The following is a 24,257-nucleotide window of genomic DNA, read 5'->3' as shown; positions in this document are numbered from 1 at the left end:
CCCACTACCCTGGAGTGGTGACCATTCGCCTGTACGACACCAGCGCCCGGCAGATCCGTGACTTCACCCCGCTCGAGCCGGGTTGTGTCTCGATCTACCTGTGTGGCGCCACCGTGCAGGCGGCCCCCCACATCGGGCACATCCGGTCGGGGCTCAACTTCGACATCATGCGCCGCTGGTTCACCTACCGCGGCTATGACGTGACGTTCGTCCGCAACGTCACGGACATCGACGACAAGATCATCGCGAAGTCCCGTGAGCAGGGCCGCCCGTGGTGGTCGATCGGCTACGAGAACGAGCGCGCCTTCGACGAGGGCTACACCGCCCTCGGCTGCCTCCCGCCGACCTACGAGCCGCGCGCCACCGGCCACATCACCGAGATGGTCGAGATGATGCAGCGCCTCATCGAGCGCGGGCACGCCTACGCGGCGGACGGCAACGTCTACTTCGACGTGCGCTCCTTCCCGCAGTACCTGGCCCTGTCGCGCCAGGAGCTCGACAACCTGCTCCAGCCGTCCGGCGAGGGCGAGACCGGCAAGCGCGACCCGCGCGACTTCGCCATGTGGAAGGCGGCCAAGCCGGGCGAGCCGACCTGGCCGACGCCGTGGGGCGCGGGCCGTCCGGGCTGGCACCTGGAGTGCTCGGCGATGGCCCACAAGTACCTGGGCTCCGCCTTCGACATCCACGGCGGCGGCCTGGACCTGATCTTCCCGCACCACGAGAACGAGATCGCCCAGGCCAAGGCGTACGGCGACGAGTTCGCCCGGTACTGGGTGCACAACGCCTGGGTCACCCTGGCCGGCGACAAGATGTCCAAGTCGCTGGGCAACAGCGTGCTGGTGTCCGAGATGGTCAGGCAGTGGCGGCCCGTCGTGCTGCGCTACTACCTGGGCACCCCGCACTACCGCTCGATGATCGAGTACAGCGAGGAGTCGCTGCGCGAGGCCGAGTCGGCGTTCGCGCGGATCGAGGGCTTCGTGCAGCGGGTCACCGAGCTGGCCGGCAAGACCGTCGAGCCGGCCGCCGAGGTCCCGCCGGCCTTCGCCGAGGCGATGGACGACGACCTGGGCGTCCCGCAGGCCCTGGCGATCGTGCACACCACGGTCCGGCAGGGCAACAGCGCGCTGGCCGCCGACGACAAGGAAGCGGCCGTGGCCCGGCTCGCCGAGGTGCGGGCCATGCTCGGCGTCCTCGGCCTCGACCCGCTCGACGAGCACTGGGCGGGCGAGTCCGACCGGAGCGAGGACCTGCACGGCGTGGTCGACAGCCTCGTCCGCCTGGTCCTGGACCAGCGCGAGGCCGCCCGCGCCCGCAAGGACTGGGCGACCGCCGACGCCATCCGCGACCAGCTCACCCAGTCCGGCCTCGCCGTCGAGGACAGCGCCCAGGGCCCCCGCTGGACCCTCAAGGCCTAGCCGAACCCGAAGATCGACTGTGCCGCCCGGCCTTGCGGGCGGCACACTGCACAGGACGCGGACGCACAGGACGCGGACGACGCAGACACAGAAGACGTACGTACGAAGCTCACGGAGACGAGTGACTCATGGCCGCGAACAACCGCCGCATGTCCGGCAAGAAGGGCGCGCAGGTCGGCAGTGGCGGCCAGCGGCGCCGGGGCCTGGAGGGCAAGGGCCCGACCCCGCCCGCCGAGATGCGCAAGGGGCACAAGAAGAACCGCATCGCCACCGCCAAGGCGAAGCAGGCCGCGCGCCGTCCCGTGGCCCGGGGCCGCGGCGGCAAGTCGGCGTCCGAGATGGTCGTCGGCCGTAACCCGGTCGTCGAGGCGCTGCGCGAGGGCGTGCCCGCCACCACCCTCTACGTCCAGCAGTTCATCGACAACGACGAGCGTGTCCGCGAGGCCCTCCAGCTCGCCGCCGAGCGCGGTGGCATCAACCTGATGGAGGCCCCGCGCCCCGAGCTGGACCGCATGACGAACGGCCTCAACCACCAGGGCCTCGTCCTCCAGGTCCCGCCGTACGAGTACGCGCACCCCGAGGACCTGCTCGACGCGGCGGCCGACGGGGGCGAGGACCCGCTGGTCGTCGCGCTCGACGGGGTCACCGACCCGCGCAACCTGGGCGCGGTCGTCCGCTCCGTCTCCGCCTTCGGCGGCCACGGCGTCGTCGTGCCCGAGCGCCGCTCGGCCGGCATGACCGCCGGCGCCTGGAAGACCTCCGCCGGTACGGCGGCCCGTACCCCGGTCGCCCGCGCCACCAACCTGACCCGCACCCTGGAGCAGTACAAGAAGGCCGGCGTCGCGGTCGTCGGCCTGGCGGCGGACGGCGAGGTCGAGCTCGGCGAGCTGGCGGCCCTGGACGGCCCGGTCGTCATCGTGGTCGGCAGCGAGGGCAGGGGCCTGTCCCGCCTGGTCGGCGAGACCTGCGACTTCCGCGTCCGCATTCCGATGCCGGGCGGCGCCGAGTCGCTGAACGCCGGTGTGGCGGCGGGAATCGTGCTGTACGAGGCGGCGCGCAGGCGGGCCTGAACGGCCGTCCGAATTCTCACCTGTTCGGGTTGATTCCGGTGTTCCTGCAGTGCTCCGGGCCCCTTTGACGGGGTCCGGACACATCCGACCGGTCAAAGACGTGTCCTAACTCCACGTCACTCGGTTAGATGAGTGTGGACACCAGAACACCCCGCACACCCACGGGGGACCGCTCGTCGGGATTCAAGTCCGGATTCTCGTCCGGTCCCGAAGACGCTCCCGCGCTGAGCATGGTGAAGGTGCCGAGCGATCCGGCGCAGGTCATCGTCAATCACGCCAGCTTCCGCGTGCAGCTGAGCGCGTCGGCGAAGCGGACCCAATCCCCGCGGATCGCCCGGCATCTGAGTGCCGCCCATCACACCGCCGGGATGCCCGCCATGAGCCCCGAGGGCCGGGCGGGCGCCGTCGGCCGCCGCCGCCCCGTCGTGTGGAGCGGCAAGTCCGCCCCCGACGACACCGGCGCCCACCGGCTCCTCCAGGCCGTGCGGGGCAGCGTCCGCCAGACCGAGGAGCCGGAGGGCGGCGCCACCCAGGTCATCCCGCGCGTCGGCACCGGCTACGACGACGGCTACGACGCGCTGGACCAGACGGTCGAGACCCCGGTCGTGGGCCACCAGCGCACCGCCCCGGACGCCGACGGCACCCGCCTGCTGCCCCACATGGGCACGGCCGGCGGCGCCTACGACGAACCCCCGTACCAGGAAGCCGACTTCGGACGCCCCCACGGCTACGACGGCTACGGCGGCTACGACGACCACGACGGTTACGACGAGTACGCGGATCACCCGGGCCGCCGGGACCGCGCCCTCGACGACCTCGCGCGCCCCGTGCGGCGCCAGGGCGAAGACCTCGCCCGGCACGCCTACTACCCGGGCCGCCGGATGAACCTCGGCGTCGTCCTGCTCCCGCTGCGCATCTTCCTCGGCTTCATCTCCATCTACGCCGGCATGGGCAAGCTGTGCGACCCCGTCTACTTCGACGGCGGCAAGCGCGGCTCCATGGTCAAGTGGCTCAACACCCTGCACCCGTGGGACGTGGCCGAGCCGCTGCGCCAGTTCGCCCTGCACCACCCGGTCGGCTCCGGCCTGGTCATCGCCTTCCTCCAGGTGGTCGTGGGCGTCCTGACGATCCTCGGCTGCTGGCAGCGCGTGGCCGCGGTCGTCGGTGCCCTGCTCTCCGCCGCCCTGATCGTCACGGTCAGCTGGAAGACGGTCCCCGCCTACGACGCGCCCGACATCATCTACCTCGCCGCCTGGTCGCCGCTGATCATCGCCGGTGCGCCCGTCTACTCCGTGGACGGCCGGCTCGCGGCCGGTGCCTGGCGCCGCCTCGGCCCCCGCTCCGACATCTGGGAGCTGCGCCGCTACGTTCTGCGCCGCGGCGCCCTGATCACGGCCGTCACGGCCGGTCTCACCCTGCTCGTCGGCTCCCTGCTGGGCGGCGCCGTACGCGACTCCAGCCGCGTGGTCGTCCCCGGCCCCGGCGAGGCCCCCCGCAACAACCTCCCGGGCTCCCCGCTCCCGCAGGAGCCGGGCCGGCGGCACAGCACCACCCCGTCGGCCTCCACGCCCCCCAGGGGCGGTGCGAGCCCCTCCGGCGCGGCGACGACCCCGGGCGCCACGCGCAGCGCGGCCGGTACGACGGTGCCCAGCGAGACCCAGGGCACCTCGGGCCAGCTCCCGCGTCACCACTCCTCCCCGACGGGCGGCACCCCGAGCACCACCGCGGGCCCGACCAGCACGGGCGGTACGGCGACCGGCGGCCCGACGTCCTCGGGCGGCTCGGGCAGCTCCGGCGGCACGTCGTCCTCCGGCCAACCGGGCCTGGTGGGCGGCTTGTTGGGCTAACCGGCAGCCGGTAGCCGGTCGTCGGCGCAGCGAAAGGCGCGCGAAAGGCAAGGGCCCCGCATCATGACGATGCGGGGCCCTTTGCCGTCAACGGCCCAGAGCCGCCAGCTCCTTGGCGGCCTCCGTCAGGTCCTTGGCGGTGTCGATGGCCCGCCAGTAGGCCCCCTGCGGGATGGGGAATCCGAAGAGCCGCTCTTCCCGGGCCAGCCGGGGGAACGTGGTCCGCTCATGGTCGCCCCGCTCCGGGAGCATCCCGGCGAACTCGGGCGAGAAGACGTACACGCCGGCGTTGATCTCGAACGTCGACGGCGGCGCCTCGATGAAGTCGGTGATGTGCCCGAACCCGTCGGTCCGCACCGCGCCCCACGGGATACGGGGACGGGCCAGGGCCAGGGTGGCCGTGGCGTCCCGCTCGGTGTGGAAGTCGGCCATGTCCCGCAGGGAGAAGCGGGTCCAGATGTCGCCGTTGGTGGCGTACCACGGCCGGTCGGGGCGGGGGAGGTGCGCGGCGGCGTACTTGAGGCCGCCGCCGCGGCCGAGGGGCTCGGTCTCCACGACGGTGGTGACGGAGACCGGCAGGTCGGCGGAGTCCAGCCACTTCTGCAGGACTTCGGCGAGGTGGCCGCAGGAGACCACCACGTCCGTGACGCCTTCCTCGGCGAGCCAGGACAGCTGATGGCCGATGATCGGAGTGCCCGTGCCGGGGATCTCGACCATCGGCTTGGGCCGGTCGTCGGTGTACGGACGCAGCCGGGAGCCCTGGCCACCGGCCAGGACCACGGCTTGGGTGGGGCGCGACGCGGCGTTGGGATGGGTCATGCCCGCACTGTACGTGGCGCTCCGCCCGGGCCGGCCGACAACGACGCGGGCCCGGGCTCCGGCTCAGCTGTGCGCGGCGAGCACGCCCGAGGCGAACGACGTGTCGCACACCGGGCGGGCGTAGGACTGGGCGTGCGAGGCGCCGTAGATGCGCGCGGCGGCCTGGCCGAGGGCGCGGGCGATGGACGAGCAGTGCTTGGCCAGCGACGGGTGGTCGTTGACGGCCTGCTGGAGGTGGGTGAGGACCACCCCCGGGTTCTTGTCCTGGAGCTCGCTGATCAGCCGGTCACGGAGCGCGTCCTGCGGGGTCTCGGGAGCCTTCTCGGCGGACGCGGGGGAAACCTCCGCCGGGGAGACGTCCGAGGCGGCCAGCACCGAGCTGCGGGGGCTCCCGGTCCAGTTGACCCGCGTGACCGCGAGGGTCCCGGAGAGCACCAGGACGACGGGCAGGACGAGGGCGAGAGTGCGGCCGATGTGGCGGGCAGGGCCGCCCCGGTGGCCGCGTCGCGTCTGAGGGTTGGTGGAGTGCTTCACGCGTGTGAGGGTAGCGCCCGGTAATGATTTGGCGACATTGAGTCACTCTTACGGGGGATGAGGCCGTGCCTTTTTCTGGGTATGCGGTTGACGCCGCTCACCCGAAATGATCGCTGTGCCGGGGTATTTCCGGCGGTGCATACGACGCGAATGGGGCCCCGCGGCACTCCGCGGGGCCCCATTCGTCAACTCCGGCGCAAACGCCCAGCTCAGTCGGAGAGGCGCTCGCCCGTCGACGTGGAGAACACGTGGATCTCGCCCGGCCGCGGCACGACGTGCAGCGTGGAGCCCTTCTCCGGCACCTGGCGGCCGTTGACCCGGACCACCAGGTCCTTGACCTCGTCGCCGACCTCGGCGGTGCCGTAGACGTAGCCGTCGGCGCCCAGCTCCTCGACCACGTTCACCGAGACGGCGAGACCGGCCGGGGCGTCCGCGCTGTCCTTGGAGAGGGACGCGGCCGCGCCCCCGCCCAGTTCGACCACGTCGAAGTGCTCGGGCCGGACGCCGACGGTCACCGTGCGGTCGCCCTTGTCGGTGGCGGCCGTCAGGGCCTCGCGGTTGACGGGGACGACGCTGTTGCCGAACTTCACGCCGCCGTCGGTGACCGGGACCTCGATCAGGTTCATGGCGGGGGAGCCGATGAAGCCGGCGACGAAGAGGTTCGCGGGCTTGTCGTACATGTTGCGCGGCGAGTCGACCTGCTGGAGCAGGCCGTCCTTGAGGACCGCCACGCGGTCACCCATCGTCATGGCCTCGACCTGGTCGTGGGTGACGTAGACGGTGGTGATGCCGAGACGGCGCTGCAGGGACGCGATCTGCGTACGGGTCGAGACGCGGAGCTTGGCGTCCAGGTTGGACAGCGGCTCGTCCATGAGGAAGACCTGCGGCTCACGGACGATCGCGCGGCCCATCGCGACACGCTGGCGCTGACCGCCGGAGAGGGCCTTCGGCTTGCGGTCGAGGTACTCGGTGAGGTCGAGGATCTTGGCGGCCTCCTCGACCTTCTGCCGGATCTCCGCCTTGTTGACGCCGGCGATCTTGAGCGCGAAGCCCATGTTGTCGGCGACGGTCATGTGCGGGTACAGGGCGTAGTTCTGGAACACCATGGCGATGTCCCGGTCCTTGGGCGGCAGGTGGGTGACGTCGCGGTCACCGATGCGGATGGCGCCGCCGTTGACGTCCTCCAGGCCCGCGAGCATCCGCAGGGAGGTGGACTTTCCGCAACCGGACGGGCCGACCAGGACGAGGAACTCGCCGTCCTCGATCGCGATGTCGAGACCGTCGACGGCGGGCTTGGTGGAACCCGGGTAGATCCGGGTCGCCTTGTCGAACGTGACTGTGGCCATGGTGAGGGGCCCCCTTCTACCGGCAGGAACGTGCCGGACGATCCGTTGTAGGAAGGTGGTGGGTGCAGTCCACGCGGTGTGGTCCACGCGGGTGAACTGGATCAGGACGGTACCTGGCGTTCACTCGGTCTGTCAGTACCCGGGCGACGGTGAACTTCGCGGAAATTTTCGACAGGACCCGGCGCGGAGATGGGTACACTGCACGGGCGCCCATGCGCACGCCTCCTTAGCTCAGCTGGTCAGAGCGCCGCTCTTGTAAAGCGAAGGTCGTCGGTTCGAATCCGACAGGGGGCTCTGGCTCTACCGGCTCCACCTGGGGCGATGCCCTCACGATCCATGATCGTGAGGGCATCGGCGGTAGTTCTCGACAGTTCTCGACGGCGATCCGCCTCCGGTGGAGCCGGCCTCACTCCACGCGGGCGGCGCCCGGCGCCGTGGAGGTCGTGGAAGCCGCCGGTGCCGTGGCGCCGCCGCGGGCCGCGCCGGCTCCCGGCACCACCTGACGCACGCTCACCAGTGCCGCCAGTGCGATCGCTCCCGCCACCGCCGGAACGCCCGCCGCCCCGATCGTGGACAGGGTCACGCCGCCGAGCGCGCCGGCGACGGCGACGCCCAGGAACTGCGCGGAGAAGTGCAGGCCGAGGGCCTGGGAGCGCTGCTCGGGGGCGAGGCCGGCCAGGCGGGTCTGCTGGCTGATGCCGCCCGACCACCAGGCCATGCCGAAGGCGAACAGGAGCGGGAAGGCGATGATCCGCGCCGTCGTGTGCAGGTGCGCGACGGTCAGCAGGGTCAGTACCGCGAGGAACGCGGTGATCAGCAGCAGCGCCGTGCGCAGGACGTTCGCCAGCGCGTGCTTGGCCAGGACGGAGCCGATGATGCGGCCGCCGGTGAACCCGCCCGCGCCGAAGACGACCATCAGGGCGGCCACGCCGGTGCTGCCCAGGCCGGTGGAGCGCTGCGCGATGGGGGCGAGGTACGTGTACATCGTGTAGGCGGCCAGGAACAGGCCGAACGTGGTGACCAGGCCCCAGCGGACGGCGCCGCGGCGCAGCAGGTTGAGCCGGCCGGCGGTCGCGCCCGCGGTGCCCGGGACGTCCGGGAGCCAGGCGGCGATGGCGACGGCGGTGACGAGGGCCAGGGCCGTGACGAAGCCGAAGGAGGCCCGCCAGCCGAGGGCCGCGCCGACGACCGTGCCGATGGGGGCGCCGAGGGTGAGGGCGATCGCGTTGCCGCCGGCCGTGACGGCGATCGCGCGCGGCAGCTCCTCGGGTTTGCTCAGCGCGGCGGCGGCGGCCGCGGCGGGCGCGGCGAAGAGGGCGGCGCCCAGCGCGGCGAGGACCCGGGCCACGGCCAGGGTGACGAGGTTGGGGGAGACGGCGGCGAGCACGTTGGCGGCGGCGAAGCCGACGGCCGCCCAGATGAGCAGCTTCTTGAGCGGAACGTGCTGGAACTGGCCGATCAGGGGCGGACCCGCTAAGGCGTAGACGACGGCGAAGACCGTGACCATCTGCCCGCACATCGACACCGTGGAGTGCAGGTCGTGGGCCACGTCAGGGAGGACGCCGGCGATCACGTAACCCTCGGTTCCGACCGTGAAGGTGCCAAGGGCCAGGAGGTAGATCCTTGGATTCATGGTCCAACGGTACAAGAGTTGTTGAACCATTGGAAGGGGCGGCGCGGCGCAGTAGGGTCGTAGGCATGCGCGACAGGTTTCATGCCGAACTGGACAACGTCAGCCTCGCCCAGGCGATGCACGGGCTGAGCGACCCGCTGCGCCTGCGGATCGTCGCCCTGCTGGCCGAACGCGGCGAGACCGAGTGCTCGGTGATCTACAACGACCTCGGCATCAGCAAGTCGAACGCCTCGCACCACTTCCGTGTCCTGCGCGAGTGCGGGCTGATCTGGCGCAGCCACCAGGGGCAGCAGCAGAGCGCCCGGCTGCGTGTCGACGAGTTCGAGGGGCGGTTCCCGGGGCTGCTGGCCGCCGTGATCCACAACATGGAGGCCGGTGAGCCGGGGCCCGAACGGCGACGCGAGGCCGGCGAGCCCGAGGGCGCGCCGGCCTCGCGTTGACCGGGGCCGGTGCCGGCGGGGAGCCGGGACCGGCCGGTTCAGCAGGCGAAGGGGGTGGTCAGGCTCAGGCCCGAGTACGTGTCCCGCATCGCGATGACGTCACCGTCGCGCAGCTCGGCCCCGTCCTTGTGCGAGCTGATGCAGGAGCCCAGCAGGAGATACACGACCGTGCCGGCCTCGAACAGGCCGCGCCGGTGCAGCAGCAGCCGTTCCAGGACGCGCGGGGAGTAGAGCATCTCCCGCCTGCCGAGGGCCCCGTCGCGCTGCCACACGACCCGGCCGTCCCGGCTGATCGACGCGCTGACGGCGCTGGTCGGCGGCAGTTCCTCCAGTACGGCCTCGGCGGCGACGACCGTCGGCTGGAGCTTCGACAGGTTGGCCAGGTTCCGGCGGGCGTGCCTGAGGCCCGCGTCCGAGAAGTCGTTGGCCAGCGTGAAGCCGAGGTAGACCGGCTCGCCCTGCTTGTTCACGCAGTAGGCGGCGCAGTACTCGACCTCGATGCCACCGGACGTCAGCGGCACCGGGCTGGTGAGCCGGTCGCCGTCGGTGCGCAGGAGGTCCCCGGTGCCCTTGTAGTAGAAGTCCAGCCGTCCCTTCTCCACCTTCGCCCCGTTCACGACGGAGTGGGTGTAGCCGAAGCTGTAGACGGCGGCCCGTGACCGGTCGGCGGGCAGGAAGGGCACCTGCCCGGCGGGGAGGGGCTGTTCGGGCCGGCCGTCCAGGAACTCCGGCCAGGACAGCCCGCTGTCGGCGTACTCGACGGCGAGTTCGTACGATCCGGCGGTCTTCCGCGTCATGGTGATCACTTCTTCCTGAACACCTTGTACTGGTTTCCGGCGAGGGTCAGGTCGGCGGTCTCGACGAGGTTGTCGGGGAGCGGGCCGCCGCCCGGCAGGTCGCGGACGTCGCTGACCAGGAGGCCGCCCTGGAGCAGGGTGCGCTCCAGCTCGGCGAACGGGACGACCGTGGTGCCGGGGGCGTGCTCGCTGATCGTGAGGTCGTAACCGGTCCGCTTGTTGTAGTGGAAGTGACCGGCGGTCTCGAAGGGCAGCGTGGCGCCGGTGAGGTCCGAACGCACCCGGACGCGCAGGGCCTTGTGGTCGCCGGCCCACTGGAGCACGTGGGGCGTGAGGGCCGGGGAGTGCGTGGCGATGTCGAGACGGGCCTCGGCGAGCAGGGGCACGAGGCGCAGGGAGTCCGGCTTCAGCAGCAGGGTGCGCATCCGCGGGTGCCTCAACTCAGTTGTGAGCTCGACGAGTTCGGACAGGTCGTCGCCGGAGCCGAGCAGCGGGCCGCTCTCGGCGGCGTAGGTCCGCAGCCAGTCCGCGTCGACCTTCCCCCAGTCGGAGATCCGCAGCACCTCCTCCACGCTCAGCTGGAACCGGCCGAACAGGAAGGCCTTGAACGGCTGGTACTGGAGGATGCGGCCGTGGTCGCCGACGATGGAGTAGTCGCCCACCCAGCTGTTGATGAAGGACCGGGTGCCCACGACGCTCGCCAGGCCCAGATAGTCGCTGTTCCAGCCGACCATGGCGTCGCGTCCCACCCATGCGTAGTCCCGCAGGACGACGCCCGGCTGGTCCGTCATGGAGACGGTGCGCGCCCCGATCGAGGGCCGTCCGTACGCGCTGTGGTCCTGGCGCAGCAGCAGGCTGCCGGGGGACAGCCAGGCGCCGTCGCCGATGGTGATGTCGCCGCCCGCGTTGATCCCGCTGCCCTTGCCGAACCGGACGTACCGGCCGATGTCGATGCGGGGTATCTGGTGCGCGGCCAGGGCGTACTGGTGGTCGGCGTGCGGGGCGCTGAAGTAGGCGCCGCCCTCGAAGTGGGTGGGGAGGATCCAGTGCTGCCCGGCACCCTCCTTGACGAGCAGCGGATCGCCCGAGGTGTCCACGGAGAAGTGCTCTTCCGGAAGCCCGAGTTCCGCTCCGAGTTCCCGGAGTGATTTCTCGACGAGCCGACCGAATTCCACCTGCTGCCGCTCGTTTCCGATGCCGGCCGACTGCTTCCGGAGTTCCTTCAGGACCTGGGTGTACCGAACAATCGGGTACGGCTCGGGGCCGGTCCCCACGTCCAGCTTTTCCAGCAGGTTTCCCAGGCTTACTCGCTCTACGGTGGTGCGCGCGTCGAAGTATTCGGACTTGTTCACTGAGTCCCCCTGAAAGGCCCGGGAATGGGTGTCCGGGCACATCGATGGCTGCCACGCTGGCTGTTCAAAACCCTAGGTGAAGCCTCAACGGGTCGGCCAACAAGAATTGGTTATTGGTTCAATAATTCCCGCTTATCGATGGATCGGTGTAACTAGAAAAGGTCTTGCCAAGATCCCGTCAAGATAGGGTGATGCGCGGACTTCCTGGGCAGGCGGCCTTGTTGGTGAAAATGCAAGCCCCCCACACACCGAGGTAGTTATGTCTCGCAATCTGGATGTCGGTCAGCTGCGTACCCTCGTTACCATTCTGGAAACGGGAGGTTTCCATCGTGCTGCCGAGCGACTTTCGCTCACACAGCCCGCGGTGAGCCAGCACATACGCAAACTCGAATCCCTGCTGAACGGTCCGGTGTTCACCAGTACCGGGCGCCGGCTCCGGCTCAGTCCGCGGGCCGAGGAACTCGCCGGATACGCCCGGCGGATCGTCGCCCTCAACGACGAGGCGGTCGGCCGCGTCAGCGCCGTACCGCGCACCGAGTTACACCTCTCGGTGGGCGTCTCGCAGCAGTTCGAACCCGCCATGCCGGAACTGCTGGCCACGCTCACCCGTCTGCTGCCGGACGCCCGGATCGCCCTGCGCACGGGGCTGAGCGCACCGCTCACCGCCCGTGTCGGCGACGGCGAACTGGACCTCGCGGTGGTCTCCGCGCCGCCGCGCGGCAGCCGGGACCTGTTCCTGGGGCGCGTCCAACTCGCCTGGTTCGGCCGTCACCTGATCGAGGCGGGCGCTCCGCTCCCGCTGGTGCTGTGCGTCGAGCCGTGCAACCTGCGGGTCCATGTGCTGAACTCCGTCGCCCTGGGCGGGGTGCCCTGGAGAAGCGTGTACGAGGGCCCCGATCTGCCCGGCGTCCGGGCGGCGATCCGCGCCGGACTCGGCAACACCTGCCTGCCGGCCAACGCGGACGAACTGTGGGGGCTGCGCAAGGCTCCCGAGGAGTGCTTCCCGCCGGTCGAGCCGGTCGAGGCGTCGCTCGTGCTCGCCCCCAGCGTCGGGCCGCACGTCATCGAGGCGGCCCACCGTGCGGCCCGGGACGCCCTGCGCTGCTTCCCCTTCTCGTACGAGGGCTCGTACAGAATGGCGTCCTGACGCGAGGGAGGTCCTCGTGCGGACTCCAGTCGGGCTGGATGGGTTATACGCGGTGACTTACGGCCGTGTACCCCATCCAGCCCCACACAGGGCGGGTGCGGCTCAGGGCACGTACGACCGTGTGTTGCTCGCCCACAGGGCGCCGCCCTTGCCCGTGCCGCCGGTGGCGGTGTAGACGACGACGTTGCCGTCGTTCTGCATCACCGCGTACGCGCCGGAGTGGCCGTAGGTGTGGGTGGACCACAGGGCGGTGCCGGTGCTGGAGTAGACGACCAGGTTGCCGTCGGCCTGCATGTACGCGTAGGCGCCGGAGTGGCCGGAGGTGCCGGTGGACCAGATCGCCTTGCCGTCGCGCTTGCGGTACAGCACGAGGTTGCCGTCCGGCTGCATCGCCAGGCGGGTGTACCGGGCCTGGGCCCACCAGCCGGCCGTGAGCTTCTGGCCGGAGCCGATCGTCGCCGAGTGCACGTTCGTGCCGTCGGCCCACAGCGAGCCGCCCGTGCTCGGGCCGCCGCCGGAGCCGTAGACCACCAGGTTGCCGTCGTCCTGGACCAGGAAGTAGGCGCCGGAATGGCCGGAGGTGTGGGTGGACCACAGGGCGGTGCCGGTGCTGGAGCAGACGACCAGGTTGCCGTCGGCCTGCATGTACGCGTAGGCGCCGGAGTGGCCGCTGGTGTGGGTCGACCAGATCGCCGGGCCGCTGCCGCTGGTGCCGTTCGTCTTGAGGTACGCGACCAGGTTGCCGTCGCTGCCCATGGTCAGCGTGATGTTCGCGCTGCTCAGCCGGTGGCCGGAGGTGAGCTTCTGGCCGGGCTGGAGGGAGTTGACGCCGGTCGCGCCGAAGGCGAAGGCGGCGGTGCCGTTCGGGGTGCCGAGACCGGTCGGGCCGTCGTAGCCGGTGGCGGCGGTGCACAGGTAGCTCGTGGAGCAGGTGCCGTCGCTGCCCGTGGTGACGTCGTTCAGGGCGGACGTGTGCCCGTAGGCGTACGTCGACGGGTAGCTGTTCGCGGCCGGGGTGCCGGCGAGGGCGTAGGTGGCCGCGACGATGGGCGAGGAGGCGCTGGTGCCGCCGTATACGTTCCAGCCGGCCGAGCCGCCGTAGGTGTCGTAGACGGCGACGCCGGTGGCCGGGTCGGCGACCGCGGAGACGTCCGCGACGGTGCGGTGCGAGCAGCCGGTGTCGGTCTGCCAGGTGGGCTTGGCCTCGTCCGCGGAGCAGCCGGACCCGGTGCCCTCGGTGCTGCTGGTGGACCACACCGACTCGGTCCAGCCGCGGGTGTTGCCCGAGCGGCTGAGCGAGGTGCCGCCGACCGCGGTGACGTAGGGCGAGGAGGCTGGGTACTGGACGCCGTAGCCGCTGTCGCCCGAGCTGACCGTGATGGCGACGCCGGGGTGGTTGAAGTACTGGACGTCGGCGGTGGTCTCGCTCGGGTCCTCGGTGCCGCCGAAGGAGTTGGAGACGTACTTGGCGCCGAGGGCGACGGCCTCGTTCTCGGCGGTGCCGATGTCGCTCGTGCTCGTGGAGGAGGCCTCGACGAGCGTGATGTGGCACTGCGGGCAGACGGCGCTGACCATGTCGAGGTCGAGGGAGATCTCGCCGGCCCAGCCCGCGTCCGCGGTGGGGTACGTGGTGCCGCCGGTCTGGTTCACCTTGTGGAAGCAGCCGTTGGCGGTGGTGCAGGCGGGCAGGCCGTACTGGGCGCGGTAGGCGGCGAGGTCGGACTCCGCGTTCGGGTCGTCCAGGGCGTCGACGATCGCGACGGTCCGGCCCGAACCGGCGCTCGCCGACGGCAGGTTGTAGGCGCTCTGGAGGTCCGCGGGGCCGTAGCCGGACGGCGGGGTGTGCGGGCTCACCGTCAGACGCTGGAGGACATCGGTGCGGGCCTCGGCGAGGCACGCCACGTGGCCCGGCGCGGTGGGGTGGGCGCACAGGTGCTTGGCGTGGGCCGCGCCGCTCGCCGACGGAGCGGCGGAGGCGGCGGCCGTGAGCCAGCCGGTGGACAGCGCGGTGGATATGAGCGCGCTGGTGGACAGGACGGCGGCGGCGGATGCCGCCCGACGTCTCCGTGAGTGCAAGGAAGTGCCCTTCTGATGGTCCGTTGTGATGACTGGGGGGCGGACGAAAAATAGCCACGCCGTTCACCGGGGACAAGGAGAGGGTGGTAAATCCTTGATCATGGTTTCCCCGGTCGGGGCCGGGGAAGCAGCTGGCGCGCGATCTCCGACTGGCGCTCCTCGACCGGACGGCCGTCCGTCACGTCCCACACGGCGTTCTGCAGCAGCCGGCCCAGCGTCCAGGCGCGGGCCCGCTCCCGGTCGAGGCCGAGGACGTCGGTCATCGCGTCGAAGCGCCAGACGACGTCGGCCGCCTCGAACCGGTTGACCAGCGCGGGCCACAGCTCGAAGCCCGGGTCGCCGGCCAGCGGCTTGGGATCGATGGCGAGCCAGTCGGCGCGGCCGGCCGCGAGCACGTTCTCGAAGTGCAGGTCCCAGTGCAGCAGCCGGTCGCCGGGCTCGGCGACGACCTCCCGTACGGCCGCCGCGCAGTCGGCGACCGTACGGCGGGTCCCGGGGTCGGGGATCCGCGCCAGCGCCCACGGGGTCCGCTCCAGCAGGGCCGCGGCGATGTCGCCGAGCCGGCGCAGCTCGGGCGGTGCGGGGAAGGAGGTCAGCCGGGCGAGCAGCCGGGCGATCACGAGAACGGCGGCGCGGGTGTCGGCCGTCGAGGACAGCATCCGGGAGGCGTCCAGGCGCTCCAGGAGCATGGTCCCGGTGGCCGGATCGTGGTCGAGGAGCCGTACGGCGCCGTCGCCGTCCCAGACCCGCAGCGCGACCGGTTCGCCCTCGGTCTCCTCGTCCGGCAGCTGGAGCTTGAGCACGGCCCGGGTGCCGTCCGCGCCGGTGACGGGCAGGACGAGCGCGCTGACGCCGTTCATGGCCGGCCCGTCGAGCCGCAGCCCCCAGCGGTCCAGGAAGCGGGCCGCCAGCCCGGGCAGCGCGGCGACGAAGGCCCGCCCCGCCGCGCCGTTGTACTTCGCCTGTGCCTCGGCCAGGCCGTCGGGGATGTCGATCACGGACGGGACGATACTGGCGTGCGTGAATCGGCTCATGCGAATCAAGCGGGGCCTCACAGTGGTACGGGCCGCGGTGTGGTCGTGGATCCGCAGCGCACCCGGCACCTACGTGTGGCTGCTGGTCCTGTTCGTCACGACCGTCGCCCTGCACCGCATGTCGCCCGACTTCGAGCAGCACTTCCTGCGCCGGCGCTCGACCAACATCCACGAGCTGTCGCACAACCCGGTGCGGGTGCTGGTGGCGAGCGCGTTCTGGATCGACAGCGGCCACTGGATTCCGTACGCCTTCCTGTACACGGTGTTCCACGCGCCCGCGGAGCGCTGGCTCGGCACGGCCCGCTGGCTCGCGGTGTGCGCGCTGGCGCACGTGTTCGCGACGCTGACCAGCGAGGGCGCCCTGCTGATCGCGATCCGCGACGGCATCGCCCCGCACCGCGCGGTCAACACCCTGGACATCGGGGTGAGTTACGCGCTGGCGGGGGTCATCGCGGTGCTCACGTACCGGATCGCGCCCCCCTGGCGGTACGCGTATCTGCTGGTGGTGCTGGTCATCTACGGGCTGCCGCTGGCCGAGGGGCGGACCTTCACCGATCTGGGCCACTTCGTCTCGGTGCTGATCGGGCTGGCCTGCTATCCGCTGGTCAGAGGGCTCGGAAAAGCATGGAATCCGAAGGAGACACTGGCCGGGACGAGGGGCTAACGTCCCGGCCATGAGCAGCTCGGCAAGCAGTGCGGCCCCCGGCTTCGCGGGCGGCGTCGTCAACGGCGGGATCTCCTACTGGTACACGGACGACGGCCTCCCGGCCGTACGCGAGCCGCTGTCCGGGGACGCCACGGCCGACGTCGTGATCGTGGGCGGCGGATACACGGGCCTGTGGACGGCCTACTACCTGAAGAAGGCCGCCCCCTTCCTGCGCATCACGGTCCTGGAGCAGAAGTTCTGCGGCTACGGCGCCTCCGGCCGCAACGGCGGCTGGCTCTACAACGGGATCGCGGGCCGCGACCGGTACGCGAAGCTGCACGGCCACGAGGCTGCCGTGCGCCTCCAGAAGGCGATGAACGACACGGTCGCCGAGGTGATCGCGGTGGCCGGGGCCGAGGGCATCGAGGCGGACATCCACCGCGGCGGCGTCCTCGAAGTGGCCACGACACCGGCCCAGTTGGCGCGCCTGAAGGCCTTCCACGCGCACGAGCTGTCGTACGGCGAGACGGACCGGGAGCTGTACGGCGCCCGCGAGACGGCCGAGCGGATCCGGGTCGCGGACGCGGTGGGCTCGGCCTGGACCCCGCACGGGGCCCGGCTGCACCCGGTGAAGCTGGTGAAGGGCCTGGCGGCGACGGTCGAGGCGCTGGGCGTGGTGATCCACGAGTCGACGCCGGTGACGGAGATCCGCCCCAAGCACGCCGTCACGCCCTACGGCACGGTCCGCGCCCCGTACGTGCTGCGCTGCACGGAGGGTTTCACGGCGCGGTTGAAGGGTCAGAAGCGCACCTGGCTCCCCATGAACTCCTCGATGATCGCGACCGAGCCGCTGACCGAGGAGCAGTGGGCGTCGATCGGCTGGGAGGGGCGCGAGACCCTGGGCGACATGGCGCACGCGTACATGTACGCGCAGCGCACGGCCGACGGCCGGATCGCGCTGGGCGGCCGCGGAGTGCCGTACCGCTTCGGCTCGCGCACCGACAACGACGGCCGCACACAGGCGGCGACGGTCGAGGCCCTGCACGAGATCCTGACCCGCTTCTTCCCCTCCCTGGCCGGGGTGCGCGTCGAGCACGCCTGGTCGGGCGTCCTCGGCGTCCCCCGCGACTGGTGCGCCACGGTCACCCTGGACCGCTCGACGGGCCTCGGCTGGGCGGGCGGCTACGTCGGCTCCGGCGTCGCCACGACCAACCTGGCCGCCCGCACCCTGCGCGACCTGGTCCAGCGGGACTCCGGGCAGGGCGGCCGCACCGACCTCACGGACCTGCCCTGGGTGAACCACAAGGTCCGCAAGTGGGAGCCGGAGCCCTTCCGCTGGCTGGGCGTCCACGGCATGTACGCCACCTACCGCACCGCCGACCAGCGCGAACGCCTGCACCCCGGAACCGAGTCCTCCCGTCTGGCGAAGGCGGCGGACCGGGTGGCGGGGCGCCACTGAACCGGTTCCCCAGGGGACGCCGGGCGCGCCTCGGGCCCGGTCGAGGCCGAGCGGCGGCCGGGGTGAGTGTCAGTGGCGGGGTGCAGCATGGGGGCATGGCGAGGAGAGCGACGGGTGAGGGCGGGAAGCGGGCGAAGGGCGCGCGGCGGCCGGAGGTGCGGCTGCCGCCGCTGACCCCGTGGTCCGGCGGCGGGCTGGAGCCGGACGGGGACTACGACGGGCTGGAGTTCCAGGACGCGGACCTGAGCGGGCAGGACGGCTCGGGCGCCCGCTTCCTGGACTGCGCGCTGACGGCCTGCGCCGTGGACGGTACGGCGCTCGGCCGGGCCAGAGTGCTGGACTCGGTGCTGACGGGGCTGCGCGGGGTCGGCACGCATCTCGCCGAGTCCACGTTCCGGGACGTCGAGGTGGTCGACGCGCGCCTCGGCGGCACCCAGCTGCACGGCGCCGTGCTGGAGCGGGTGGTGGTCCGGGGCGGCAAGATCGACTATCTCAATCTGCGCGAGGCCCGCCTCAGGGACGTCGTCTTCGAGTCCTGTGTGCTGGTCGAGCCGGACTTCGCGGGGGCGAGCCTGGAGCGGGTGGAGTTCGTCGGCTGCGCGCTGAAGGGGGCCGACTTCGGCAGCGCGACGCTGAAGGACGTGGATCTGCGCGGAGCCGCCCCGCTGGAGATCGTCCGCGGCCTGGACCGGCTGTCCGGGGCGGTGGTCAGCACGGGACAACTGCTGGATCTGGCACCGGTGCTGGCGGCGGAGCTGGGGATCAGAGTGGAGTAGTCGTTACGGCGCCATGGTTCACGGCAGACGGGGGAAGCGGGCCTGGAGGGTCCAGATCGCCGGGTTCTCCGCCAGGTCGTCGTGGAGGTCGGTGAGGTCCGCGATCAGATCGTGCAGGAAGTCGCGGGCCTCGCGGCGCAGCTCGGCGTGGCCGAAGCTGAGCGGGGCCTCCTCGGCCGGCATCCAGTCGGCCTCGATGTCCACCCAGCCGAAGCGGCGCTCGAACAGCATCCGGTCGGTGGACTCGGTGAAGTCCAGCTCCGCCTGCTGCGGGCGCGCGGCGCGCGAGCCCATCGGGTCCCGGTCCAGCCGCTCCACGATGTCGCACAGCGCCCACGCGAAGTCCAGCACCGGCACCCATCCCCAGGCTGTGGACAGCTCCCGGTCCGACTCGGTGTCCGCGAGATAGACGTCACCGCAGAACAGGTCGTGCCGCAGCGCGTGGACGTCCGCACGGCGGTAGTCGGTCTGCGGCGGGTCCGGGAACTTGTTGGAGAGGGCGTAGCCGATGTCGAGCACGCACCGATGGTGTCACGGGTCCCTGCCCGGCCCTTAATTTCCGGTCCCATAAGTAAGACCGGTGCCCCATAGGATCGCTGCCGTGCCCCGTTCCGTACGCCTCGCCGTGGCCGTCCCGGCCGCCGCGGCCCTGCTCACCTTCAGCCTGGCTCTTACCGGAACGGCGGCCGAAGGCGGTGTGCACGGCACCCCGGGCAGCCCGGGCGTGCACGACCCGTACTTCCCGCAGGCCGGCAACGGCGGCTACCACGTGGAGCACTACGCCCTCACCCTCGACTACACCCCCTCCGGCCACCGGCTCACCGGTACGGCGGTCATCACCGCCCGCGCCCTCCAGGACCTGTCCGCCTTCGACCTCGACCTCGCCGGACTGCACGTCGACTCGGTCACCGTCGAGGGCAGGAGGGCCCCCTTCGGCCGGTCCGGGCAGGAGCTGACCGTCCGCCCGCACACCGACCTGAACGCGGGCGAGACGTTCCGCACGACCGTGCGCTACTCGGGCGTCCCGCGTACCCTCACCGACCCCGACGGCTCCAAGGAGGGCTGGCTGCCCACCGCCGACGGCGCTCTCGGCCTCGGCGAGCCCGTCGGCTCCATGGCCTGGTTCCCCGGCAACCACCACCCCTCCGACAAGGCGGCCTACGACATCACCGTCACCGTCCCGAAGGGCCTCCAGGCCGTCTCCAACGGCGAGTTGGCGGGCCAGAGCACCCGGGGCGGCCGCACGTCGTACCACTGGCACACCGCCCAGCCCATGGCGAGCTATCTGGCCACGGTCGCCGTCGGCCACTTCACCCTCACCCGCACCACCGGCCCGCACGGGCTGCCGATCCTCACCGCCGTCGCCCCGGACCAGGCGAAGGACAGCGCGGACGTGATCGCGCGGCTGCCCGGCATAGTCAAGTGGGAGGAGGACACCTTCGGGCCGTTCCCCTTCTCCTCCGTCGGCGCGATCGTCGCCGGGGAGGGCGCCGCCGGATACGCCCTGGAGACCCAGAACCGGCCGACCTTCCCCGGCGCCCCGGACACCGGGACGGTCGTGCACGAACTGGCCCACCAGTGGTACGGCGACTCGGTCACCCCGAAGTCCTGGCAGGACATGTGGCTCAACGAGGGCTTCGCCACCTACGCCCAGTGGCTGTGGCAGGAGGACCACGACGGCGACTCGGCCCAGAAGATCTTCACCGACCTCTACGACGGCGACGACGACAGTATCTGGGCCTATCCGCCCGCGAAGCCGTCCGGCGCCGCCCACATCTCCGACAGCCCCGTGTACGAGCGCGGCGCGATGGTCCTGCACAAGATCCGCCAGAAGGTCGGCGACAAGGGCTTCTTCGCCCTCCTGCGCAGCTGGCCCGCCTCCCACCGGTTCGGCAGCGCCGACACCGCCGACTTCACCGCGTACGTGGAGAAGCAGTTCCCCGGCACGGACTTCACCGAGATCTGGAAGGACTGGCTGTACGGCAACGGCAAACCGGCCCACGCCTGACGCCTCGCCACTCCGGGCCCGACCGCCTCAGGGGCCCGACTGCCTCAGGGGTGGAGTGCCTTGCGCAGGACGGCGCAGGGGCGGCCGTGGGTGCGGTCCGTGCGGTCGGCGAGGTGGACGTAGCCGAGGGCGGTCCAGAAGGCCAGGGCCCTCGGGTTGGCGGCCAGGACGGCGAGGCGTACCGCCGTGCGGCCCTGGGCGCGGAAGCGTTCCTCCACGGCGGTCGCGAGGGCACGGCCGTGGCCCCTGCCCTGTGCGTCCGCGTGCACCATCAGCAGGCCGATCCACGGGTCCGGGTCGGCGGGGTCGGGATGGCGGGCGAGAGTGACCGCGATGCCGACGAGGCGTTCGCCGGCGGCGGTGCGTGCCGTCAGCGCCTCGGCGCCCGGCGTGGCCAGTTCCTCGGCGAGCACGGCCGCGACCTGGTCCGGGCGGACGTCGTCCGGGTCGGGGAAGTCGCCGCTGATCCGGTGGAAGGCCCGGTTGGACGCGAACAGCCCGGTCAGTTCGGCCAGCAGCGGGGCCGGCAACTCCTGGTCGGGAGGCAGGGGTTCGAGGAGCATCCGGGGAATCTACCGCCGGAACCCACCGCCCGGCGGGCACACCGCCCCCCGGTACGGCTCCCGGTGCGGCGGGGGCCCCGCGCCGCGGCCGTGTGCGCCGTGGCTCGGGGCCCCGCTCGGCGGTGCGGCGTCCGTCAGACGTTGACGCCGAAGTCCTGGGCGATGCCGACCAGGCCCGAGGCGTAGCCCTGGCCCACCGCGCGGAACTTCCACTCCGCGCCGTTGCGGTACAGCTCGCCGAAGACCATGGCCGTCTCGGTGGCGGCGTCCTCGGAGAGGTCGTAGCGCGCGATCTCGGCGCCGCCGGCCTGGTTCACGATGCGGATGTACGCGTTGCGGACCTGGCCGAAGTTCTGGCCGCGGTTCTCCGCGTCGTAGATGGAGACCGGGAAGACGACCTTGTCGATGTCGGCCGGGAGCGCGGCCAGGTTGACGTTGATGGCCTCGTCGTCGCCCTCGCCCTGGCCGGTGGTGTTGTCACCGGTGTGGACGATCGAGTTGTCCGGCGTCTGCTTGTTGTTGAAGAAGACGAAGTGGGCGTCCGAGTAGACCTTGCCCTGTGCGTTGACCGCGATGGCGGAGGCGTCCAGGTCGAAGTCCGTGCCGGTGGTGGTGCGGACGTCCCAGCCGAGGCCCACGGTGACGGCGGTCAGGCCCGGAGCCTCCTTGGTGAGCGAGACGTTGCCACCCTTGGACAGGCTTACAGCCATTCTTGGGAGTCCCTTCCTTTGGTTCGGTACGGCGGAAAAGGTACAGCTACCCCTACCAACGCCGAGGGAGCCCGGGAAGGTTCCAGCTCGCTTTACTTTCTTTACTTCCCGTCCCCGGTTCCACCGCCCCGGGTATTTCGGGTGACGTGGACGGGCCGGTCGCGCGACCATGGTGGGCATGTCCGGTCCCTACCTCATCCGTGGCTCCGTCTCCCTTCCCGAGGCCGAGCTGATGTGGCGTTTCTCCAGGTCGTCGGGGCCCGGCGGACAGCACGTCAACACCAGTGACTCGCAGGTGGAGCTGCGCTTCGACCTCGCGCGCACCGAGGCACTGCCCCCGGTGTGGAAGGAGAGGGCGTTGCAGCGGCTGGCCGGCCGGCTCGTCGACGGAGTCGTCACCGTCCGCTCCTCCGAGCACCGCTCCCAGTGGCGCAACCGCGAGGCCGCCGCCGTACGCCTCGCCGCGCTCCTCGCGGAGGCCAGCGCGCCCCCGCCCAAGCCCCGCAGACCGACCCGCATCCCGCGCGGTATCAACGAACGCCGGCTGCGGGAGAAGAAGCAGCGCGCGGACACCAAGCGCGGCCGCTCGGGCCGGGACTGGAGCTGAGTCCGTCACACTTCCGGGCCGCCGTACGTCAGGGTCGTGAAGACCCTGTACGGCGACGGAGAGGCCGGCACCACCGATGAGCGAGCACGACGCGCACCAGCACCAGGACGACACCGGCGGCAACGGCGGCCTCGACGTCCTCGCCGAGCGGTTCGAGGCGTACCGGGGGCATCTGCGGGCCGTGGCCTTCCGGATGCTGGGCTCGGCCGCGGAGGCCGAGGACGCGGTGCAGGAGACCTGGTTCCGGCTGAGCCGGTCCGACACGAGCGAGGTGGCCAACCTCGGGGGCTGGCTGACGACCGTCGTCGGCCGGGTCTGCCTCGACCTGCTCCGCTCCCGCCGCACCCGGGGCGAGCAGCCCCTGGACACCTGGGAACCGGTGGCCTCCGCCACACAGGACCCGGCACAGGACCCCGCACAGGACGCCCTGCTGGCCGACTCGGTCGGCTCGGCCCTGCTGGTTGTTCTTGACCAGCTCAACCCGGCCGAACGGCTGGCGTTCGTGCTGCACGACCTGTTCGGGGTGCCGTTCGAGGAGGTCGGCGGCGTCCTCGGGCGCACCCCGGCCGCCGCGCGGCAGCTGGCCAGCCGGGGCCGGCGCCGGGTGCGGGGCGCGGATGCGCCGGAGACCGACCTGGTACGGCAGCGCGCGGTGGTCGACGCCTTTCTGGCGGCGGCGCGGGACGGCGACTTCGAGGGGCTGCTGGCCGTCCTCGACCCGGACGTCCTGGCCCGCGGCGAGGCCGGTACGACCATCGGCGCGACCGGGGTGGCCTCCGGCGCGAAGAGCTTCGCCCGCCTGGCCGCCGAGTCCCGTCCGGCCTTGGTCGACGGCGCCACGGGCCTGGTCCGCTACGTCGACGACCGTCTGGAGCGCGCGCTGACCTTCACCTTCGTCGCCGACCGCATCGCCACGATCGACATCGTCACGGACCCGACCCGCCTCGCGGAGCTGACGATCGAACCGACGGAGGCGTGACGGCCCGGCGGGGGTGTGACGGCCCGCGGCTCCGCCGTCATCCGGCGGGGGTGTGACGGCCGTCGGCTCTGTGACTGTCCGGCGGGGGTGTGACAGCCGCGGGCTCTGCCACGGTCCGGCGGGGGCGTGACGGCCCGCGGCTCCGCCGTCATCCGGCGGGGGCGTGACAGCTGCCGGCTCTGTGACTGTCCGGCGGGGGCGTGGCAACCCGCGGCTCTGGCGCCAACCGGCCGGGTGCCTGACAGCCCGCGGGGGCGCCGCCCGCTGCCCGACGGTGGTGGCTCCGCCGCCCGCTGCCCGACGGGTCGGTGCCGGGCTCAGCCCAACTGTCGGTACCGGCCCCGGAAGTACAGCAGCGGCCCGCCCTCGGCGCTCGGCACCTGTGCCGTGAGCACGCGGCCGATGACGAGGGTATGGTCCCCGGCGCTCACCCGCTGCTCGGTGCGGCACTCCAGCGTGGCCAGCGCGCCGCCCACCAGGGGCGCGCCGGTCACCTCGCCGCGGTCGTAGGGGATGTCCGCGAAGAGCAGCCGGTCGCTGATGCGGCCCTTCATCGCGAAGCGCCCGGCGATGTGCCGCTGGCTCTCGGTGAGCACCGACACGGCCCACAGGGGCTGTTCGGCCAGCAGGTCGTCCATCCGGGAGCCCTCGCGCAGGCTGACGAGGACGAGCGGCGGGTCGAGGGAGACCGACAGGAAGGCGGTGGCGGTCATGCCGACGTCCTCCACGTCCGGCGCGCCCGGGTCGTCCGGGTCGAGCGGCGGTTCCTGCGCGGTCACCAGGACCACGCCCGCGGCCAGCCGGGACATCGCGGCCCGGAACTCGTCGTTGCTCACCCCCTCAGCATGCCCGGAAGCGGTGAGGGTGGCGGGAGAGGCAGTCTTCAGCACGCCTGGAACGCTAGCCTCCGCCCTGCACGGGCCACATCGGGCCTCCGCCCGAGCCGGGTCCTAGGACCAGGGGACGACCATGCGGCACTTATGGGCATCATCTGCGCAC

Annotated in this window: 23 protein-coding genes and 1 tRNA gene; 12 read left to right on the top strand and 12 right to left on the bottom strand. The window is 71.8% G+C overall.

Going from position 1 to position 24,257, the window contains the following annotated elements:
* Nucleotides 1-17 precede the first annotated feature (17 nt).
* The 3 genes from cysS (at nucleotide 18) to AC4OXY_RS24240 (ending at nucleotide 4,332) form a co-directional block, all read left to right on the top strand.
* Nucleotides 18-1,415, top strand: coding sequence for a cysteine--tRNA ligase (cysS, locus tag AC4OXY_RS24250; protein WP_356020349.1), 1,398 nt, complete (start codon nucleotides 18-20; stop codon nucleotides 1,413-1,415).
* A 128-nt stretch (nucleotides 1,416-1,543) separates the two neighbouring features.
* The gene (rlmB, locus tag AC4OXY_RS24245) at nucleotides 1,544-2,485 is read left to right on the top strand and encodes a 23S rRNA (guanosine(2251)-2'-O)-methyltransferase RlmB (RefSeq protein WP_402062585.1); all 942 of its coding nucleotides are present in this window, start codon (nucleotides 1,544-1,546) and stop codon (nucleotides 2,483-2,485) included.
* Nucleotides 2,486-2,613: 128 nt separating this feature from the next.
* The gene (locus tag AC4OXY_RS24240) at nucleotides 2,614-4,332 is read left to right on the top strand and encodes a DoxX family protein (protein ID WP_491991064.1); all 1,719 of its coding nucleotides are present in this window, start codon (nucleotides 2,614-2,616) and stop codon (nucleotides 4,330-4,332) included.
* 87 nt (nucleotides 4,333-4,419) lie between these two features.
* Here AC4OXY_RS24240 and AC4OXY_RS24235 read toward each other — a convergent pair whose 3' ends face one another.
* From AC4OXY_RS24235 to AC4OXY_RS24225, 3 genes are all read right to left on the bottom strand, one after another.
* A complete protein-coding gene (locus AC4OXY_RS24235; protein ID WP_356020342.1) occupies nucleotides 4,420-5,151 on the bottom strand; it encodes a nucleotidyltransferase family protein in 732 nt (243 codons plus the stop codon).
* Between the two features lie 63 nt (nucleotides 5,152-5,214).
* Entirely contained in the window at nucleotides 5,215-5,685 is a 471-nt protein-coding gene (locus AC4OXY_RS24230) for a hypothetical protein (protein WP_356020339.1), read from the bottom strand.
* 209 nt (nucleotides 5,686-5,894) lie between these two features.
* Nucleotides 5,895-7,031, bottom strand: a complete 1,137-nt coding sequence (locus tag AC4OXY_RS24225) for an ABC transporter ATP-binding protein (RefSeq protein WP_356020337.1) — start codon at nucleotides 7,029-7,031, stop codon at nucleotides 5,895-5,897.
* A gap of 220 nt (nucleotides 7,032-7,251) precedes the next feature.
* Here AC4OXY_RS24225 and AC4OXY_RS24220 point away from each other — a divergent pair.
* Nucleotides 7,252-7,325, top strand: a tRNA-Thr gene (locus AC4OXY_RS24220).
* A 112-nt stretch (nucleotides 7,326-7,437) separates the two neighbouring features.
* Here AC4OXY_RS24220 and AC4OXY_RS24215 read toward each other — a convergent pair.
* Nucleotides 7,438-8,664: an MFS transporter gene (locus tag AC4OXY_RS24215; RefSeq protein ID WP_491991063.1), complete on the bottom strand. Its 1,227-nt coding sequence runs from the start codon at nucleotides 8,662-8,664 to the stop codon at nucleotides 7,438-7,440.
* Nucleotides 8,665-8,729: 65 nt separating this feature from the next.
* Here AC4OXY_RS24215 and AC4OXY_RS24210 point away from each other — a divergent pair, with 65 nt between their 5' ends.
* Nucleotides 8,730-9,104: an ArsR/SmtB family transcription factor gene (locus AC4OXY_RS24210; protein ID WP_356020333.1), complete on the top strand. Its 375-nt coding sequence runs from the start codon at nucleotides 8,730-8,732 to the stop codon at nucleotides 9,102-9,104.
* Nucleotides 9,105-9,142: 38 nt separating this feature from the next.
* Here the strand turns inward: AC4OXY_RS24210 and AC4OXY_RS24205 are convergent, their stop codons facing one another.
* Nucleotides 9,143-9,901, bottom strand: a complete 759-nt coding sequence (locus AC4OXY_RS24205; RefSeq protein ID WP_356020331.1) for a hypothetical protein — start codon at nucleotides 9,899-9,901, stop codon at nucleotides 9,143-9,145.
* A 5-nt stretch (nucleotides 9,902-9,906) separates the two neighbouring features.
* The gene (locus tag AC4OXY_RS24200) at nucleotides 9,907-11,253 is read right to left on the bottom strand and encodes an acyltransferase (protein WP_376287665.1); all 1,347 of its coding nucleotides are present in this window, start codon (nucleotides 11,251-11,253) and stop codon (nucleotides 9,907-9,909) included.
* A 259-nt stretch (nucleotides 11,254-11,512) separates the two neighbouring features.
* On the opposite strand from AC4OXY_RS24200, the gene AC4OXY_RS24195 reads away from it, so the two are divergent.
* Entirely contained in the window at nucleotides 11,513-12,400 is an 888-nt protein-coding gene (locus AC4OXY_RS24195; protein WP_356020326.1) for a LysR family transcriptional regulator, read from the top strand.
* Nucleotides 12,401-12,502: 102 nt separating this feature from the next.
* On the opposite strand, the gene AC4OXY_RS24190 is transcribed toward AC4OXY_RS24195, so the two are convergent.
* Together AC4OXY_RS24190 and AC4OXY_RS24185 are read right to left on the bottom strand one after the other, a co-directional pair.
* On the bottom strand, nucleotides 12,503-14,476 hold the full coding sequence (locus tag AC4OXY_RS24190; protein WP_491991062.1) for a hypothetical protein: 1,974 nt from the start codon (nucleotides 14,474-14,476) through the stop codon (nucleotides 12,503-12,505).
* 98 nt (nucleotides 14,477-14,574) lie between these two features.
* Nucleotides 14,575-15,510 (bottom strand): aminoglycoside phosphotransferase family protein, encoded by a 936-nt coding sequence (locus AC4OXY_RS24185; protein ID WP_491991061.1) that lies wholly within the window; start codon nucleotides 15,508-15,510, stop codon nucleotides 14,575-14,577.
* On the opposite strand from AC4OXY_RS24185, the gene AC4OXY_RS24180 reads away from it, so the two are divergent.
* The 3 genes from AC4OXY_RS24180 to AC4OXY_RS24170 all read left to right on the top strand — a co-directional run bounded on the left by AC4OXY_RS24180 (nucleotide 15,509) and on the right by AC4OXY_RS24170 (nucleotide 18,391).
* On the top strand, nucleotides 15,509-16,174 hold the full coding sequence (locus AC4OXY_RS24180) for a rhomboid-like protein (RefSeq protein ID WP_356020321.1): 666 nt from the start codon (nucleotides 15,509-15,511) through the stop codon (nucleotides 16,172-16,174). The genes AC4OXY_RS24185 and AC4OXY_RS24180 overlap by 2 nt on opposite strands.
* 10 nt (nucleotides 16,175-16,184) lie before the next feature.
* Nucleotides 16,185-17,615, top strand: coding sequence for an NAD(P)/FAD-dependent oxidoreductase (locus AC4OXY_RS24175; protein WP_376287658.1), 1,431 nt, complete (start codon nucleotides 16,185-16,187; stop codon nucleotides 17,613-17,615).
* Nucleotides 17,616-17,710: 95 nt separating this feature from the next.
* Nucleotides 17,711-18,391, top strand: a complete 681-nt coding sequence (locus AC4OXY_RS24170; protein ID WP_356020317.1) for a pentapeptide repeat-containing protein — start codon at nucleotides 17,711-17,713, stop codon at nucleotides 18,389-18,391.
* Between the two features lie 18 nt (nucleotides 18,392-18,409).
* Here AC4OXY_RS24170 and AC4OXY_RS24165 read toward each other — a convergent pair whose 3' ends face one another.
* Nucleotides 18,410-18,910, bottom strand: coding sequence for a hypothetical protein (locus AC4OXY_RS24165; RefSeq protein ID WP_356020314.1), 501 nt, complete (start codon nucleotides 18,908-18,910; stop codon nucleotides 18,410-18,412).
* Between the two features lie 82 nt (nucleotides 18,911-18,992).
* On the opposite strand from AC4OXY_RS24165, the gene AC4OXY_RS24160 reads away from it, so the two are divergent.
* The gene (locus AC4OXY_RS24160; RefSeq protein WP_356020312.1) at nucleotides 18,993-20,399 is read left to right on the top strand and encodes a M1 family metallopeptidase; all 1,407 of its coding nucleotides are present in this window, start codon (nucleotides 18,993-18,995) and stop codon (nucleotides 20,397-20,399) included.
* A gap of 44 nt (nucleotides 20,400-20,443) precedes the next feature.
* On the opposite strand, the gene AC4OXY_RS24155 is transcribed toward AC4OXY_RS24160, so the two are convergent.
* Together AC4OXY_RS24155 and AC4OXY_RS24150 are read right to left on the bottom strand one after the other, a co-directional pair.
* Nucleotides 20,444-20,962, bottom strand: coding sequence for a GNAT family N-acetyltransferase (locus AC4OXY_RS24155; RefSeq protein ID WP_356020310.1), 519 nt, complete (start codon nucleotides 20,960-20,962; stop codon nucleotides 20,444-20,446).
* Nucleotides 20,963-21,096: 134 nt separating this feature from the next.
* Nucleotides 21,097-21,672, bottom strand: a complete 576-nt coding sequence (locus AC4OXY_RS24150; protein WP_356020308.1) for a TerD family protein — start codon at nucleotides 21,670-21,672, stop codon at nucleotides 21,097-21,099.
* Nucleotides 21,673-21,841: 169 nt separating this feature from the next.
* On the opposite strand from AC4OXY_RS24150, the gene arfB reads away from it, so the two are divergent.
* Nucleotides 21,842-22,279 carry an alternative ribosome rescue aminoacyl-tRNA hydrolase ArfB gene (arfB, locus tag AC4OXY_RS24145; protein ID WP_356020305.1) on the top strand — a complete coding sequence of 146 codons (438 nt, stop codon included), beginning with the start codon at nucleotides 21,842-21,844 and terminating at the stop codon, nucleotides 22,277-22,279.
* A 76-nt stretch (nucleotides 22,280-22,355) separates the two neighbouring features.
* Nucleotides 22,356-23,258: a sigma-70 family RNA polymerase sigma factor gene (locus AC4OXY_RS24140; protein WP_356020303.1), complete on the top strand. Its 903-nt coding sequence runs from the start codon at nucleotides 22,356-22,358 to the stop codon at nucleotides 23,256-23,258.
* 317 nt (nucleotides 23,259-23,575) lie between these two features.
* Here AC4OXY_RS24140 and AC4OXY_RS24135 read toward each other — a convergent pair whose 3' ends face one another.
* Nucleotides 23,576-24,148 (bottom strand): flavin reductase family protein, encoded by a 573-nt coding sequence (locus AC4OXY_RS24135; protein ID WP_402062602.1) that lies wholly within the window; start codon nucleotides 24,146-24,148, stop codon nucleotides 23,576-23,578.
* Between the last annotated feature and the right edge of the window lie 109 nt (nucleotides 24,149-24,257).

It is taken from the genome of Streptomyces sp. HUAS MG56 (assembly GCF_058673395.1).
Note: the sequence above shows the minus strand (reverse complement) of the source record. Positions and strands in the feature narration are given on the sequence as shown.

What these genes read in the sequence shown, in the direction of transcription:
- AC4OXY_RS24195 (WP_356020326.1), top strand. Translation starts at nt 11,513, where the DNA reads ATGTCTCGCAATCTGGATGTCGGTCAGCTGCGTACCCTCGTTACCATT.
- AC4OXY_RS24205 (WP_356020331.1), bottom strand. Translation starts at nt 9,901, where the DNA reads ATGACGCGGAAGACCGCCGGATCGTACGAACTCGCCGTCGAGTACGCC.
- AC4OXY_RS24225 (WP_356020337.1), bottom strand. Translation starts at nt 7,031, where the DNA reads ATGGCCACAGTCACGTTCGACAAGGCGACCCGGATCTACCCGGGTTCC.
- AC4OXY_RS24150 (WP_356020308.1), bottom strand. Translation starts at nt 21,672, where the DNA reads ATGGCTGTAAGCCTGTCCAAGGGTGGCAACGTCTCGCTCACCAAGGAG.
- AC4OXY_RS24185 (WP_491991061.1), bottom strand. Translation starts at nt 15,510, where the DNA reads ATGAGCCGATTCACGCACGCCAGTATCGTCCCGTCCGTGATCGACATC.
- AC4OXY_RS24170 (WP_356020317.1), top strand. Translation starts at nt 17,711, where the DNA reads ATGGCGAGGAGAGCGACGGGTGAGGGCGGGAAGCGGGCGAAGGGCGCG.
- arfB (WP_356020305.1), top strand. Translation starts at nt 21,842, where the DNA reads ATGGTGGGCATGTCCGGTCCCTACCTCATCCGTGGCTCCGTCTCCCTT.
- AC4OXY_RS24180 (WP_356020321.1), top strand. Translation starts at nt 15,509, where the DNA reads ATGCGAATCAAGCGGGGCCTCACAGTGGTACGGGCCGCGGTGTGGTCG.
- AC4OXY_RS24140 (WP_356020303.1), top strand. Translation starts at nt 22,356, where the DNA reads ATGAGCGAGCACGACGCGCACCAGCACCAGGACGACACCGGCGGCAAC.
- AC4OXY_RS24175 (WP_376287658.1), top strand. Translation starts at nt 16,185, where the DNA reads ATGAGCAGCTCGGCAAGCAGTGCGGCCCCCGGCTTCGCGGGCGGCGTC.
- AC4OXY_RS24240 (WP_491991064.1), top strand. Translation starts at nt 2,614, where the DNA reads ATGAGTGTGGACACCAGAACACCCCGCACACCCACGGGGGACCGCTCG.
- AC4OXY_RS24215 (WP_491991063.1), bottom strand. Translation starts at nt 8,664, where the DNA reads ATGAATCCAAGGATCTACCTCCTGGCCCTTGGCACCTTCACGGTCGGA.
- rlmB (WP_402062585.1), top strand. Translation starts at nt 1,544, where the DNA reads ATGGCCGCGAACAACCGCCGCATGTCCGGCAAGAAGGGCGCGCAGGTC.
- AC4OXY_RS24155 (WP_356020310.1), bottom strand. Translation starts at nt 20,962, where the DNA reads ATGCTCCTCGAACCCCTGCCTCCCGACCAGGAGTTGCCGGCCCCGCTG.
- AC4OXY_RS24210 (WP_356020333.1), top strand. Translation starts at nt 8,730, where the DNA reads ATGCGCGACAGGTTTCATGCCGAACTGGACAACGTCAGCCTCGCCCAG.
- AC4OXY_RS24235 (WP_356020342.1), bottom strand. Translation starts at nt 5,151, where the DNA reads ATGACCCATCCCAACGCCGCGTCGCGCCCCACCCAAGCCGTGGTCCTG.